The organism is Clostridium sp. HCS.1, assembly GCF_047900555.1.
GTDB lineage: Bacteria > Bacillota > Clostridia > Clostridiales > Clostridiaceae > Clostridium.
On sequence record NZ_CP170704.1, the window covers coordinates 2,188,772 to 2,203,790 of the forward strand.

Sequence of the window (15,019 nt, forward strand, 5' to 3'; positions counted from 1 at the left end):
AAGCTATTAACCTCATTATCTAATGCTTTCATTCTATTTCCAGAGTAAAAGAAATATTTTAGATAAAAATACTATTGAGGAGGCGATTTTTTTGAAAAAACTTAAGAAATTAACCTTAATAATTATAACACTTTTTTCTATATTAAATTTAACAACATTAGAAACTATAGCATCAGATGATTTAGAATTAAATTGGTATTTTGTTAAACGAGGTGATGCTAAAACACCAGAGCAACCAAAGGAATCACAAAGTTTTTTATCTGAATATGATGGCTATTATGTGGGAGATACAACTTCAAAGGTTCTATATCTAACCTTTGATGAAGGATATGAAAATGGTAATACTCCGAGAATATTAGACACCTTAAAAGAAGAAAATGTACCTGCTGCTTTTTTTGTAGTTAAACCCTATATTAAACAAGAGCCTGATATAGTTAAAAGAATGGTAGAAGAAGGACACTTAGTTTGTAATCATACCTCTCATCATCCATCAATGGCTAGTATAAAGGATAGTGAAAAGTTTAAATTAGAATTTTCTGAAGTTGAAGATGAATATAAGGCTTTAATAGGAGAAGATATGCCTAAGTTTTTTAGACCTCCTATGGGAAAATACTCTAAAAACTCATTAAAACAAACTAAAGATTTAGGCTATAAAACTATATTTTGGAGCTTTGCATATAAGGATTGGCTAGTTGATAATCAGCCTGAAGAAAAAGCTGCTATAAAAAAAATAGTTAGTGGTGCTCACCCAGGTTCTATAATGTTATTACATGCAGTTTCTAACACAAATGCAAAAATCTTAAAAGATGTTATTCAAGAACTAAAATCCCAAGGATATGAATTTAAATCATTAAATGAATTACCTTAAAAAAGAGGCTGCCTAAGCAGCCTCTTAAGGGTAAATTATTTTATCTACTTCATTCATTAAATTATTTTTCTTTAAACAAGAATCACTAACAATCTTATTAGCTTTTTCTTCTATTTCGGCACAGAATTCTTCTTTTCTTAAGAAATTTAAATTTACTTTAACATTAATTATAGCACTTTCAATTGCTGAATGTAATAAAGTTGCAGCTACTCCTGCATCAGAAACCAAATTTTTATTACCATATCTTATAGCAAATTCTATATTTTCATAAAACTTAATACATTCTTCTGCTAATTCCATAGGTGTATTCATTGCTTTAATTGTAAATTCTTTAATCTTTTCTTTTCTAAATTCTATTTCTTTTTCATTACTTTTAGGTAGTTTATAAGATTCCATAAGACTTAAGAAATCTTTTCTGTCTTTTTCCATAAACTCTTCAGCAGCAACAACTAACTTTTTAGCTTCCTTATGTAAAATTAGCATCTTTTCTTTTTCTTCATCTTTTAATGCCTCATAAGCTTTTTTACCTACAGTTAATGAATAAACCATAGAGTTTAAACTTGCAGAAAGAGCAAAAACTAATGCTGCAGTACTTCCACCACCAGGTGATGGAGCCTCTGAAGATAATTTCTCTAGGAAATTCTCTATTTTATAATCCTTAAACAACACTTTAATTACCTCTCTTTCATTAAATCACTATATACCTTTAATATTTCATTAATAATTTTTTTCTTTGAATACTTATCTATACATTCACTTCTGATTTTTTCAGCATCATATGAATTTATATTTTTAGTTATATATTTCATAGCATTACCTAAATCATCAATATCATTAACTTTAACTAATAAACCATTATTTTCATTAATAATGTCTTCAGCACCACCATTATAAGTTCCTATAATAGGTTTCCCTGAGGCAAGTGCTTCAATATATACCACACCAAAAGTTTCATATTTTGAAGCAAGAACAAAGGTATTACATCTACTCATATAATTTGATACTTCTTCCCTAGATAAAGCTCCTAAAAACTCCATTTGACTATCTATTTGAAGTTCTATGGCTAGATTAACTAAATATTCCTTTTGACTTCCATCTCCGCCTATAATTAGTTTGGTATTTGTATTCTTAAAATATTTTGCATAGGCTTTTATTAACACATCCATTCCTTTTTCTCCTTCTAAAAAGGCTAAAGAGAAAAAAGTAAATATATCATTAGTATCTTTGCTAATATTAAATCTTTCCACTGGAATTAAATTATGAATTACCTTAATATCACTTCTTCCAGAGAAGTCACTAATTTCTTTTTTTAGTCCATTTCCTACTGCTATTAAAACATCAGCATCCAAATAAGACTTTTTAATAAATGGTTTATAACTATCCTTAATATAAATAGCAGTCTTTAAGGATGAATGTTCTGTTATAATTAGAGGAATATTGTATTTTTTTGATATATATGCTGCACTAATTCCTGCCCAAAAGGAAGACTGACAATGTATTAAATCAACTTTGCCTTCTTTTTTTAAAATTTCCCTATAAAGCCTATCCATTCTTCTATTAAAAATACTAAACATTTTAGGATTCTTAGGTAAGTAATTATAATTCTTATATCTATATGTTCTTAGTTTATCTTCAATACTAAAACTAATGCCTATTTTTTCATTAATTTTAAACAATTGTGTTAATGGCCATATTTCATTATAGGCTACTGTAACTTTAACTCCACTTTCTTGAATAGCTTCTGCTTGCTCCTTAAAGAAGCTTCCATGTACTGGATTTCTCTTATTATGATACCAAGATGGTACAAACATAACATGCATTGCTAATCCTCCCTTAATATTAAATCTAATCTTTTAGATATATTCTCCCATTCATATTCAGCAATTTGATTAGATTTACTTCCATCAATTATTCTATTTGTTAAATTTATAATGGCATCATTAATATCATTACTATTGTTAATAACTACTTTGCACTTATCTATATTACTAACAACATCAATTATAGGATCATTTTCGTCTCCTAAAACAACCAAGATATATGCATAACAACCAAAATAATCATAAATCTTTGCAGGAATTTGTTTAGAATTTTTATTTCCAAAAAGTAATAATATATCTGCATTTATCATATAACCTAAAGCTTCTTTATAAGGAATTCTGTTAGAAACTTTAACATTATCTATTTCTAGAAGTTCATTTCTTACTTCTTCGTTATCTATATTTCCAAAAAACAATATATTTAATTTATTATATAATGCATAATTATCTTTTTTAATAGTATTTATAGCTTTAATAAAAGGTCTTATGTCTCTAAGCTTTGAGAAAATTTCTCCAGCATAAACTATATTAATCCTCTTATCATTAATTAAAATAGGCTTCTCGCTATCCTTAATTTCTTTATATACCTTAGCATCATATCCTCTTGTTATTATATAAGTATTATCAATATTTAAATTATAAGTCCTTACGTAATCATCTCTATTAGCTTTTGTAACAAAAATATGTTTATCTGCTAAATTTACTATTTCTTTTTCATATTTTTCTTCAATTTTCTTTCTAATGAAGCTAGAGCCTTCTCTAGTTGAATCTTTTAGCCAAGGATCACTCCAGTAAGCTATCCACTTAAGTTTTTTATACTTTTTCTTAATTCTATAGGCACATATATGACTAGAAGGCGGTTCATGCATAGAAAACATAACATCAAATTTCTCATTTTCCATTAGTTTAATTCCATAACTACTTGCTTTTATAGCCCAATATAAATACATATCAGGAATAGCAAATATACTTTTAACTTTTCTAAGAATACCTTTTACTTTAGCTTTAAAATTATTGCTATTACTAACCCCACTTAAAGAATTTCTCTTTTTAGGCATTATCTTTTCAAATACTATCCCACCAGAAATAATATGTAATTTAACTTTAGGATCTAGCATACTTAAAATATATTCATCATAGTAAATTGAATTAGGAGGAAAATTTACAGTTAAAAGATGAATTTCATTATTATGAATTTTAGCTAAATTATTCAAATATTGAAGGGTTTCAATAGATGCAGAATTATTTATTAGTGGCGAATAACAAGCGATAAATAATATTTTCATTAACCTTCCCTCCTTATAATTTTTTCCTTAATAATAATTAAGGCTTCTTCGAATTCTTCAATGCTAAGTATTTTACATAAAACAAAGAATATTACAGCCCCCATTACTCCATCTATTGCAATAATAAAAAACGAACTCTCTATAGTAAATATTTTATTAAAATAATAAAGTGTAATTATCATAATAGACGAACTAATGGTAATCTTTATAACCTTAATAAAAATTTCTTTTAAATTGAATGTTCCTACTATTTTTCTTGTAGAATTTAATAACAGTATAGATATTATTATTGCTGAAACTGATGTTGCAATTGAAATTCCTAGCACTCCAAAAAATCTAGATAAAGTAATACTTAATATTATATTAACTATAACTCCAATAACTCCATTTATAGTAGTAACCTTTGTTTTTTTCATTGAAAATAAAGAGGAATTTAATATATCTCTAACTCCTGCAAAGGGCAATTGAATTGCATAACCCAAAAGAGCCATAGAAGTTAAAACAACAGCATTTGATTCAAATTTTCCTCTTTCATATATAACTTTTACAATATCATTACTTAAAAACATTACTCCAAAGGTAATTGGTACTAAAAATATACAAATTATAACTATGGATTTGCTTAAATATTTTAAGAATCCTTCCTTATCACCTTTATTTAATTTGTTTGCCATAATAGGATAAACTACAGAAACTAAAGAGGTTGTAATTGCTGTATTAGCAAATTGTATAATTCTTTGTGAATACTCTAATGCAGCCATAGAACCAGTTATTAGCCCAGATGCTACACTTTTATCCACTAACATATTTATAGAATTAGCACCTGCACCAATTATTACAGGAATAATAAGTATAATCATACTTTTAAGTTTTTCATCTTTAATATTAATATAAAATTTAATTCTATATCCATTCTTATATAGTGATGGTATTTGCACAAGAACTCTTAATAAATTACCTATAACATTTGCTATAGCTAATCCAACAATACTAACATCATTAAATAGTAATAAATATATAATTATAGGTAAATTAAAAAATATACCTAGTAAAGCTGGAATAACAAAATCTTCACAAACTTGAAGTATAGAAGCAAAACAAGCATTTATACAAAGTAATATTATATTAAATAATGTTATCCTTGTTAGGAAAATAGTTAGCTCTATTTTATCTGGCGTAAAATTAGGCACAAAAATACTCACAATTTTTTTAGTGAATATTAGGCCTAAAATTATAATAAATATAGAAATTAATGATAGTATATTAATTATATTATTAGAGAAATTAAACATTTCTTTATTATTTTTACTATGTTTTATTTCACTTAACATTGGTATAAATGTTGTTGATATGGCAAGACCTACTATCATAAATACTGATTCTGGTATTGCTACAGATGCAACATATATATCATAAGACCCCTCAACTCCAAAATGATAGGCTGCTAAAATATCTCTTGCAAAACCAATAACTCTACTTAATATAGTCATTGCCATAACTATAAAAGTTGCTTTAAATATTTTGTTTTTATTCATTTTTATTTTTTCCCCTTACTACAAGTAGTAAAAACTTAGGTATACTCCCTAATCTTTTTATTCTCCAAGGTTCTTTTGCTACCCTATATAACCATTCTAATCCTAATTTTATCATCCATCTCGGCGCCCTAGTAACTTTTTCAGCAATAACATCAAAGCTTCCACCGACACCCATAAAAATTTGGCATGGTAGCTCATCCATATATTTTGCTATAAATTCTTCTTGCCTTGGACATCCCATTGCTACAAAAATTGCATAAGGCTTTTTTTCTTTTATTTCATTTAATAATTCAACAGGATTATTAATATCAAAATATCCATCTTTATATCCTGCTATATTAACTTCTGGAAACTCCATTATAATATTTGCTACACAGGCCTTTAAGTTTTCATCTGTAGTTCCAAGTAAATAAATACTTTTATTTTCTAATGATAACTTTTTAATAAGTTCCTTCATTAAATCTATTCCTGCAATCTTCTCTTTAACAGGAGTTTTTAAAAATTTTGCTGCTATTTGAATCCCAACTCCATCAGGAATAATTAAAGAATTATTAGAAGTAAAGTTTTCAAAAAGTATTTTATTATTTAATCCATTATAAAGAACTTCAGGATTACCAGAAATTATATGAAGTTTATTTTTATCTTCTATGTAATTAATAGCATCTTCAATACTATTCTTAAATATTTTATATCCTAATATCTCAATAAAGTTATTCTCTTTCATAACTTATCTTTAGTAAGAGAGTGTATTATAAGTACCAAACTCTTACTAAAGTTCACCTCCTTTCATTTTATACACTTTCAAGTGTATAGCAAGTTATTAGTTCAAGTTATTTCTGAATTGCGTACTAAAAAATACCGCACATTCATTTTTTGAATAGTACGGTATTATATATATTTACATTATATACTGAGTATTGTTTTACCTTTATTCACCATTAAATCTACATTTCAAAGTATCTAAAAAACACATGTAACTTTTCAGTTGCTTCATTATCCAAAGGATTTTTTCTTAAATCTTCAATTATTGGAATTAATGTCTTTAAATCATTTTTTTCTATTAACTCTCTAACTCTACTATTATTACTTATAATAGTATTTAAATTCCTTAAAGCCACATATAGTAGTTCATTTTCTTTATAATAAGATGATTGTTTATAAAGTGATTCAGCTTCTCCAGTACCTGATGCTAATATAGCTATCCCCACAAATTCATCCTCAGTATTATCTTCTATAGTTTCTATTCCAATACAAATTAAATCTAATGAAGCTCCAAAATCAGAATCAACATTGTCTGTAATTGATTGATAGTTTTTTAATTTAATTAACTGAAATAAATTTAGTAATATTAAACTAAGTATAACTACAATTATAACATACTTATTATTTATTTTATTCATTATTTGCTCCTCTAACTATATTATAGTTAATAATAACTTTTATTAGTTTACTTTAATATAATTATTATAGCATATATTTCCAACACCGTACTATTCAATTTTCAAAGAACATTTCATTAATTACTTTGCAATATTAACAAACTCAATAATAACTACATACTTTTAATCTTATATAAATTTTCTCTTAATCTTTTATTTTCATCTTTAAGTTCTTCCATCTCAACTAATTGAATAATTAGTTTTGCTTTATCTTCTTTAAGTTTCTTTATTTCTTCATAAAGTTGTTTTATTTTCTCATCCTTAACCTTTATCTTATCTTTAGGTGTAGCAACTATATTATCATTAGGAACACCTTTCTGTATGGCTCTAAGGCTTAATATACGTTCTTTAAGAATATCATTATTGTATAGAGTAGCCTTAGATACTCCTGCTTCCTCGGCTACTGTTTTAAAGTTAATACTCTTAGTTTTAGAACGCTTTAATTTATCTATTGCTTTATTAACCTTTTCAATAGTTTCTTGATTTTTCTTTTCAGCAAATTCCTTTAAGCCTTCTGTATTTTTATTATTATTTTTCTTCATTGATTTGCTCCTCCAAACTATCTACTAATGGTTTTAAATACTTATATTTAACGTATTGTCTTTCCCAAGAACGTTGTTGACCTAACTCTTTATATCTTGCCATTTCTTTCTCTATAAGGTCTAATTCCTTCTTTAAAACAGGATAGAACTTAACCTCGGTAACGTAGTTAGGACAATTATAGAAGAAACAACCATCACCATCAGAACAATTCCCCCTTCTAAAGTCATATAGGCATACGCCTGTCGGTAATGGATTAAAACTCATTGATTTCGATAAGTTAGAAACTATATCATCAACCTCTTGATCTGTTTTACCTCTAAACTGTTCATCAAGTTTAGTCTTAATTTCCTTTGCTCTAAGTCCAGCAATCTTAGAATCTTTACCCAGTATCATATCTGAATATATCTCTTTAACTTCTTCCTCTTTTAAAGTAAGATAATGTGAAGTCATTTCAATAGATACATGAGCAAACTGTTTCATAATGTGTGCTATGGGTACTTTTTGTTTTATAAGTTCTCTAACAAACGTTGCTCTAAATTGATGTGATTCTAATGAATATAAGTTGCCTTTGTTATCCTTTATATCATGTGTTTCTATAAATTTTCTTAACTTTTTTGAACCCCATTGGTCTATTGAATATACATTTCCTCTATTAGTTATAAACAGTTCCTTTAAGCCATATTTAACTCTTAAATCCTTAGTATATTCTTCAAGTTCTACAATTACATTTTTAACTAACTCATTGATAAACACCTTATGGATTATAGGCTCACCATTTTCTGTTTTACTAAGAGTAACTTCCATATAATCATACCCTTCATTAGTTTTATGAACGCAACCTTGTCGAATAGATAACACCTCATTAATCCTAAGTCCAGTTTGACTTTGAATTATTATTCCTGCTTTAGTTAACATATCACTTTCTTTTAATGCACATTGAAGTATTTTATCAAATATATCTTCTGGAATAGGCTTGGTTTTATTTTCTTTTAAATACTTTTTCGTATTCCATAAATCTAAAGAAGTAAAATCTACAAAGATATTTTTTTTAGGAACATCCCATCCTTTTGTTTGACCGATTTTAATAACTTCTTCAACTATCTTACAACGAATATAACCTGTCTGTTGTTCAACCTCCTTTTCTTCTTTAAGCCACATTGAATATTGTAGAAACATTTCCTTAGTTATCTCATTGAAATTAGTAATATTATTTAATTTACAATATTCAATAAACGAAGGGAAATGACATCTCATATAATCAACAATAGTTCTTGGTTTGACTTTCCCTAACTTGTAATAAACATAAAGTTTTGTGGTACACTTAATTTCTTCCTCATGTATATATTTAAAATTTATTTGCTTTTTATTTTGTATCACCTTAGCAGTAGTTATAAAAGGTGATAAATCCCATATATCGTCAGTAAACTTAGAATTTCCAATGGTTATATTAGTATAATCACTTTCAGTAGTTATCGGTTGTAAATTTAACTTAGTTATTTCCATCTTGTATTTCCTCCAATTTCTTTACAATCTCTTTTAGAATTTCAATAGTAGGTAGGAAATGTTCGGCATAATGGTCACCATAGATATTTCCCTCTAACTGCTTTTCTAACTCTCCTAAATGATTTTTATGAGCCTGTAAATACTCTAGAGTAGTGATATATCTGCTACAAGTATAACATTTCTGTCTTTTTAATAATCTGTCGCAAATCTTCCCATCACTACAAGGTTTAGTGCAATAACCATCTTCCATTCTTGCTCCTTTATCCTTATTTTCCTTGAACCAAATTAAATCATTCTTATTTTCTATAACTGTTTCATCAACTTTGTTGATGTTACCGATAATACCTATATTCTTAAAAACTTCGGCTCTTTCTTTATCTTTAATGTCTGCATAACTTTGTTTAGTTGTCATAGGAGAAGAATGTCCTAAAACTTCTTGTATAGCCTTTAAATCAGTTCCTTTAGATAACATATCAGTTGCAAGTGTTCTTCTAAATTGATGTGATTTTAAGTTATATAACTCACCATTGGCATCTCTAATATCATTATTTTTAATGAAAGCATTAAACCAATTTCCAATTGTTACTCTATTTATATTCATTATTTCTCCAACATTTTTCCCGTTAGATACTCTATGAATAAACAAATAGTCTTCAATACTATCATCAGTCTGTTCTCTCAATTCCTTTGTATGCTCTATTAACTTTTCGATTGCGATAGCACATTCATTGGGAATAGGCATTGGTTGACGTTCCTTACGGTTTTTATGGTCATACCAAGTTAAAGTATATCCACTAATTAGATGTGGCTTAACGCTATCGGTAGTTAATTTAAGCATATCTCCAATTCTCATTCCTGTTGATTGAAGAATGATTATTCCATATTTAACATAAGGATTTTCCTCATTTTTTAAGGATTTATTTATCTGTTCTAAAACTTCATCTGGAATAAAATCTATTTTAAGTTTTCTATTAACTCCTACATATTCATTACCTGTAAATATCTCTACTTTAGGCACTTCATTACTCATATACAATTGTCCCCAACGAACAATACTTTTAACTGTATCTAAATGTATCTTTTGAGATTGGTATGACAAAGGTTTCTTTCTAATAGGAGTTATATAGGTTTTTAGGTAACTTACATAATTGTCTATATAGTTGTTATTTAATTCCCCTAAAGTTTTAATGTTATTTAGGTTAATAAATCCCCAAAATACATTAAAATATTTTAATTCGTCATAAAGTCTTTTTAACGCTTTATTTCCTTCTTTATAATTTCTCCAAATATAAGCCTTAACCACATTTTTAATGCTATCGCTCTCGATATATGAGAAATCAAACTTAAACTTCTTCCCATAATGTTGTGAGTTACTATCGTTATCTATCAATTCCCACTTATCACCATTAGGCATTTTACTTGCCATTTGCTCCACCTCCAATTAAAGAACTCTTATTCCAATACCTGCTTAAATTATCTTCAAGGTATTGATTTGAAATATGAGTGTATTGTTGAGTTGTAGTGATATGTTCGTGTCCTAAGATTATTCTAACAAGACTAATATCCATACCACCTTCAAGTAAAGCAGTTGCACAAGTATGCCTTAAATCGTGGAAATTTAACTCTATACCAGTTTTCTTTTTAACTGTATTAAACACTTCATAGATTGCTCTATATGTTAATGGCTTACCTAAATTCTGCTTTTGTTGTGATACAAAGATATAACTATGCTCTGTATCAATATTATTTCTTTCTTCCATTATGAAGTTATCTATTTCCTCTAATAAAGTCATTGGAATATATAAATGCCTTCTTTTACCTTTAGACTTTATATTTTCTAACATTCCAATTTCCTTAGACGTATCGGGATATGGTATATCCTCAATTTGCAGGTCTAAAACTTCACCAATTCTCGCCCCTGTAAGGTACATTGTCTTGAAGATAAGTTTATCTCTCCAAGTTGGTAAAACATTTAAGAATGTTTCAGCGTCACTATCTGATACCAGTTTAAAAGTAGTTTTACTTTCCTTAACCTTGAATATAGATTGCTTAGTTTTATTATTACTTCTTGCATGGTGTAGTAGGCTCTTAAACATATCAAATGGTCTATTTACTTCTTCCATAATGATAGGGTTGTTTACCTCTCTAACCATTCCACAATACTTATAGAAGTTATAAACTGTACTAAGTATTCTATTTATTGTTTTTCCTGTACGCTTACTTTCAGCATAAATACTAACTACGTTGTCGGTAGCGTTAGGCTCTCTAAGGTATTCTATGAATTCACCTATAACATTGGGTGTTACTTCGTCATATTGGTAATGCTCCTTGCTTAAAAACTCCCAATACAACTTTAAATCATTGCAATTAGCCTTTATTGTATTAAATGCTCTATCTTTTAATCTAAGGTATTTTAAGTAGTCATATACAGGCTTAACTAATTTCATATTATCATCAAGTAGTACAATAATGTCTTTATTCTCATATCTTATAGTGTGTAATTCCATTCAGTAAGTTCCTCCCATTATTCTTTATATGTCTAATAAGTTTATACTACTATTATAAGTATATTTAACATAATTATTCTATAGTAAAACTGTCTTATCTATAATATATTTTACTATGGTACTTACTTACTCTTATACACTATCTTCTTATACTCTCTTATCCTTGTATATATTTACTATTATCTATATCTATATTATTATTTACTATCTATACTATAATCACTAAAGATAACATATTATCTCCTTAATAATTAATACGTAAAATTATCCATAAATATAATATCATATTTATTTACTTTACTAAAGTTATTAATAATTAATGTTTTTATAAAAATCTTATCTTAGTAAATAGAAAAAATTAATAAAGGAGCTGATTTTCCAGCTCCTTTATTTAAATTATAAGCTTAAAATATCTTATTAATTAATTTTAAGTTATTATTTATTTAATATCTTTTCTAAGTCCTTAACTACTTCATCTTCTGGATTTAACTTCTTCGCAATATCTAAGTGAAGTTTTGCTTCTTCATAATTATTTAAATTCATATAACACATAACTATATTAGTGCATACCTCAACTTCTTTAGTAACTTCAAAAGCTTTTTTAAAGTATTTAATAGCATTTTCATAATCATTTATGCAAGCATAATTTATTCCTAGTTCAACTACCACTTCATAAATCCCACTTTCTCTAGCTATACTTTCATTTAAATAATATATTGCTTTTTCATAATTTTCTAACTTTCTATATGCAACACCTAAATAATAATATATTAGTGGGTTACTATCAAAATTATTAAGTAAATCTAATAGCATTTTAATTGTTTTTGCTGGATCATCTTTTAAATGTTCAATTGCTAATTCATAATTTGATATATTATTTATATCATCAATTAAATACTTAATATCTTCTGTAATCTTGCCATTCATATTAATATATTCATTAATTGCTACTTTAGCAGCCTTAAAATCTCCACTATCCTTTAATATTAATGCCTTGTATAAAAATGCTTCAGGAATCTTTAATAAGTTTTTCTCACAGTAATCAATATCAGTAAGTAATATATCTTTAAATCCACTATCCTTTTCTCTTATACTTTCAGCAACTAATAGAAGCTTTTTCATAATGTCTGTATCTTTAGAATATCTATAATATCCTTTTAGTAATAAGTATCCATCTATAAGCTTATCTTCTTTTATCTTATTAGATATAACACTTCTTATACAATTATCAGTATCCTTTATATATGATAAAATGACCTCGTAATCTTCATTAAATTTTAAATTTTCATCTGCTCCTATAGCTAAAAACATTCCTTCAATAAAATAAAATATTGGTAAGTTCTTTATTTTAATTTCATTTTGGATATTTGTAGTTATATATTCTGAGGATATAGGTAAATATAGTTCTTTATTTGAGAAAGATACATATTCGGGAATGCCAACACTCCTTTTAAAACCATCCTTATCTATTTCTAAAAATAATAATTTACCTAATTTTTCTTTAAAAGTTGAATTATAATCCAAACATATTCCTCCTTTTATTTGGTTTACTATAAATAATACTATATATTTCATAAGGTTTCAAATAACAAATTGATATTAAATAAAAAAGTAGATGTTCATTTGTTATATAACTATATAATAACAAATGAACATCCTATTTTATACTAATTTAATTTTTCATTAACTAGCTTTATAACTTCTGATTTAAAGCTTTCAAGCTGATCATCAGCATCCTTTAGGCCATTTCCTTTAACTGCTACATAAGCTTTCATTTTTGGTTCAGTACCTGAAGGTCTTACTACAAACCATGATCCATTTTCTAAAACAAATTTAAGAACATTTGATTTAGGAAGGTTTATTTCTTTCTTATCTCCAGTTAATATATTTTCTTCAGTGCTAAGTTTGTAGTCATACTTAACATTAACCTTAACTCCATTTACTTCTTTAAGTTCTTCGTTTCTTAAAGAATCTATGCACTTAGCTATTTTTTCAGCCCCTTCTTTACCCTTTAGTTCAAAGGAAACTAAAGTTTCTTTAAAGAATCCGTACTTTTCGTAAAGTTCAATTAAAGCATCATAAAGGCTCTTTCCTTCTTCTTTATAGAATAAAGTCATTTCTGCTATTAACATTGAAGCAATAACAGCATCCTTATCTCTTACAAAGTCTCCTGCTAAGTATCCATAGCTTTCTTCAAAGCCAAATAAATATGTTTTGTCTTTGTTTTCTTCGAAGCCTTGTATTTTTTCTCCAATATATTTAAAGCCTGTTAAAACTTCCATTAATTCAACATTATATGCTTCAGCAATTTTTTTCGCACCATCTGTAGTTACTATAGTCTTAATAACCACTCCATTTTCTGGTAACTTATTTTCTTCTTTTAAAGAATCTAAAATATATTGAGTTAATAATAATCCTGTTTGATTTCCTGTTAATACTCTATATTCACCTTCACTATCCTTAACAACTACTCCAATTCTATCGCAGTCAGGATCAGTTGCAAAAATAACATCTGGATTTTCTTCCTTTGCCATATCTAAAGCTAATTTAAATACAGCAGGTTCCTCTGGATTTGGATATGAAGCAGTTGGAAAATTTCCATCTGGCATTTCTTGTTCCTTAACAACTGATACCCCTGTATATCCAAGTTCCTTTAACACTCTTCTAACTGGCATATTTCCTGAACCATGTATAGGCGTATATATAACTTTCAAATCACTTGCTTTTTCTTTTACTAACTCTTTTCTAATAGTTAGGCCTTTAACTCTATTTACGTATAATTTATCTACATCTTCACCAATATATACTAATAGATTCTTTTCTATAGCTTCTTCTTCAGAAATACTTTTTATCATATCAAAATTGTTAATTTTATTAACTTCATTAATTATAATATTAGCTTTTTCATCAGTTACTTGACCGCCAAACTCATCATAAACCTTATATCCATTATATTCTTTTGGATTATGTGAAGCTGTTACTACTATACCTCCAGTACAGTTTAATTCTCTAACTGCAAAAGAAAGCATAGGAGTTGGTCTCAAGCCTTCATATAAATAAACTTTAACATTGTTTGCACAAAGAGTTAAAGCAGCAGCTTTTGAAAATTCCTTTGACATATTTCTTGAATCATATGCAATTGCAACTGATGGATTTTCAAATCTTCCATTTAAATAATTAGCAAAGCCTTGAGTAGCTTTTGACACAGTGTAGATATTCATTCTATTACTTCCTGCTCCAATTACCCCTCTAAGTCCGCCTGTACCAAAGTCAAGATCTTTATAAAATCTATCTTCAATTTCTTTTTCATCTTTAATACTTCTTAATTCATTTTTCATTACATCATCTACAACTGTTGATGATAACCAATCATTATACTTCTCTTTATACAACATATTATACCTCCCAAACGTAGTTATCAGCTAATATTATACACTAAAAAAATGAAATATGGAATAAAAAAATGTAAAGAGTGCAAATGTTGCATATCTTTACATTTTAAGACATTATTCTATTAT

The 15,019-nt window shown here is 27.1% G+C and carries 13 protein-coding genes; 1 reads left to right on the forward strand and 12 read right to left on the reverse strand.

Annotated features, from left to right (window positions below; genetic code table 11):
- Positions 1 to 22 precede the first annotated feature (22 nt).
- On the forward strand, positions 23 to 868 hold the full coding sequence (gene pdaA, locus ACFYH6_RS10420; RefSeq protein WP_416178572.1) for a delta-lactam-biosynthetic de-N-acetylase: 846 nt from the start codon (positions 23 to 25) through the stop codon (positions 866 to 868).
- A 24-nt stretch (positions 869 to 892) separates the two neighbouring features.
- Here pdaA and ACFYH6_RS10425 read toward each other — a convergent pair whose 3' ends face one another.
- From ACFYH6_RS10425 to ACFYH6_RS10480, 12 genes are all read right to left on the reverse strand, one after another.
- Entirely contained in the window at positions 893 to 1,537 is a 645-nt protein-coding gene (locus ACFYH6_RS10425; protein WP_416178573.1) for a cyclodeaminase/cyclohydrolase family protein, read from the reverse strand.
- Positions 1,538 to 1,542: 5 nt separating this feature from the next.
- Positions 1,543 to 2,688, reverse strand: a complete 1,146-nt coding sequence (locus ACFYH6_RS10430) for a glycosyltransferase (RefSeq protein WP_416178574.1) — start codon at positions 2,686 to 2,688, stop codon at positions 1,543 to 1,545.
- Between the two features lie 2 nt (positions 2,689 to 2,690).
- Positions 2,691 to 3,974 carry a glycosyl transferase group 1 gene (locus ACFYH6_RS10435; RefSeq protein ID WP_416178575.1) on the reverse strand — a complete coding sequence of 428 codons (1,284 nt, stop codon included), beginning with the start codon at positions 3,972 to 3,974 and terminating at the stop codon, positions 2,691 to 2,693.
- On the reverse strand, positions 3,974 to 5,509 hold the full coding sequence (gene murJ / locus ACFYH6_RS10440; protein ID WP_416178576.1) for a murein biosynthesis integral membrane protein MurJ: 1,536 nt from the start codon (positions 5,507 to 5,509) through the stop codon (positions 3,974 to 3,976). Before murJ ends, ACFYH6_RS10435 begins: the two co-directional genes overlap by 1 nt.
- On the reverse strand, positions 5,502 to 6,233 hold the full coding sequence (locus ACFYH6_RS10445) for a WecB/TagA/CpsF family glycosyltransferase (RefSeq protein ID WP_316342415.1): 732 nt from the start codon (positions 6,231 to 6,233) through the stop codon (positions 5,502 to 5,504). Before ACFYH6_RS10445 ends, murJ begins: the two co-directional genes overlap by 8 nt.
- Positions 6,234 to 6,453: 220 nt before the next feature.
- Positions 6,454 to 6,909: a hypothetical protein gene (locus tag ACFYH6_RS10450; protein WP_416178577.1), complete on the reverse strand. Its 456-nt coding sequence runs from the start codon at positions 6,907 to 6,909 to the stop codon at positions 6,454 to 6,456.
- Between the two features lie 152 nt (positions 6,910 to 7,061).
- Positions 7,062 to 7,490 carry a DUF6262 family protein gene (locus ACFYH6_RS10455; protein WP_416178578.1) on the reverse strand — a complete coding sequence of 143 codons (429 nt, stop codon included), beginning with the start codon at positions 7,488 to 7,490 and terminating at the stop codon, positions 7,062 to 7,064.
- A complete protein-coding gene (locus ACFYH6_RS10460; protein ID WP_416178579.1) occupies positions 7,477 to 8,994 on the reverse strand; it encodes a tyrosine-type recombinase/integrase in 1,518 nt (505 codons plus the stop codon). Before ACFYH6_RS10460 ends, ACFYH6_RS10455 begins: the two co-directional genes overlap by 14 nt.
- Complete coding sequence (locus ACFYH6_RS10465) at positions 8,981 to 10,420, reverse strand: tyrosine-type recombinase/integrase (RefSeq protein WP_416178580.1); 1,440 nt, start codon at positions 10,418 to 10,420, stop codon at positions 8,981 to 8,983. The genes ACFYH6_RS10460 and ACFYH6_RS10465 overlap by 14 nt, the downstream gene beginning before the upstream one ends.
- Positions 10,410 to 11,501 carry a tyrosine-type recombinase/integrase gene (locus ACFYH6_RS10470; RefSeq protein ID WP_416178581.1) on the reverse strand — a complete coding sequence of 364 codons (1,092 nt, stop codon included), beginning with the start codon at positions 11,499 to 11,501 and terminating at the stop codon, positions 10,410 to 10,412. Before ACFYH6_RS10470 ends, ACFYH6_RS10465 begins: the two co-directional genes overlap by 11 nt.
- A gap of 435 nt (positions 11,502 to 11,936) precedes the next feature.
- Positions 11,937 to 13,025 carry a tetratricopeptide repeat protein gene (locus ACFYH6_RS10475; RefSeq protein ID WP_316342414.1) on the reverse strand — a complete coding sequence of 363 codons (1,089 nt, stop codon included), beginning with the start codon at positions 13,023 to 13,025 and terminating at the stop codon, positions 11,937 to 11,939.
- A 143-nt stretch (positions 13,026 to 13,168) separates the two neighbouring features.
- Positions 13,169 to 14,896, reverse strand: a complete 1,728-nt coding sequence (locus tag ACFYH6_RS10480; RefSeq protein ID WP_416178582.1) for a phospho-sugar mutase — start codon at positions 14,894 to 14,896, stop codon at positions 13,169 to 13,171.
- Positions 14,897 to 15,019: the final 123 nt, after the last annotated feature.

What these genes read in the sequence shown, in the direction of transcription:
- ACFYH6_RS10470 (WP_416178581.1), bottom strand. Translation starts at nt 11,501, where the DNA reads ATGGAATTACACACTATAAGATATGAGAATAAAGACATTATTGTACTA.
- ACFYH6_RS10430 (WP_416178574.1), bottom strand. Translation starts at nt 2,688, where the DNA reads ATGCATGTTATGTTTGTACCATCTTGGTATCATAATAAGAGAAATCCA.
- pdaA (WP_416178572.1), top strand. Translation starts at nt 23, where the DNA reads ATGCTTTCATTCTATTTCCAGAGTAAAAGAAATATTTTAGATAAAAAT.
- ACFYH6_RS10480 (WP_416178582.1), bottom strand. Translation starts at nt 14,896, where the DNA reads ATGTTGTATAAAGAGAAGTATAATGATTGGTTATCATCAACAGTTGTA.
- ACFYH6_RS10435 (WP_416178575.1), bottom strand. Translation starts at nt 3,974, where the DNA reads ATGAAAATATTATTTATCGCTTGTTATTCGCCACTAATAAATAATTCT.
- ACFYH6_RS10450 (WP_416178577.1), bottom strand. Translation starts at nt 6,909, where the DNA reads ATGAATAAAATAAATAATAAGTATGTTATAATTGTAGTTATACTTAGT.
- ACFYH6_RS10455 (WP_416178578.1), bottom strand. Translation starts at nt 7,490, where the DNA reads ATGAAGAAAAATAATAATAAAAATACAGAAGGCTTAAAGGAATTTGCT.
- ACFYH6_RS10465 (WP_416178580.1), bottom strand. Translation starts at nt 10,420, where the DNA reads ATGGCAAGTAAAATGCCTAATGGTGATAAGTGGGAATTGATAGATAAC.
- ACFYH6_RS10445 (WP_316342415.1), bottom strand. Translation starts at nt 6,233, where the DNA reads ATGAAAGAGAATAACTTTATTGAGATATTAGGATATAAAATATTTAAG.
- ACFYH6_RS10460 (WP_416178579.1), bottom strand. Translation starts at nt 8,994, where the DNA reads ATGGAAATAACTAAGTTAAATTTACAACCGATAACTACTGAAAGTGAT.
- murJ (WP_416178576.1), bottom strand. Translation starts at nt 5,509, where the DNA reads ATGAATAAAAACAAAATATTTAAAGCAACTTTTATAGTTATGGCAATG.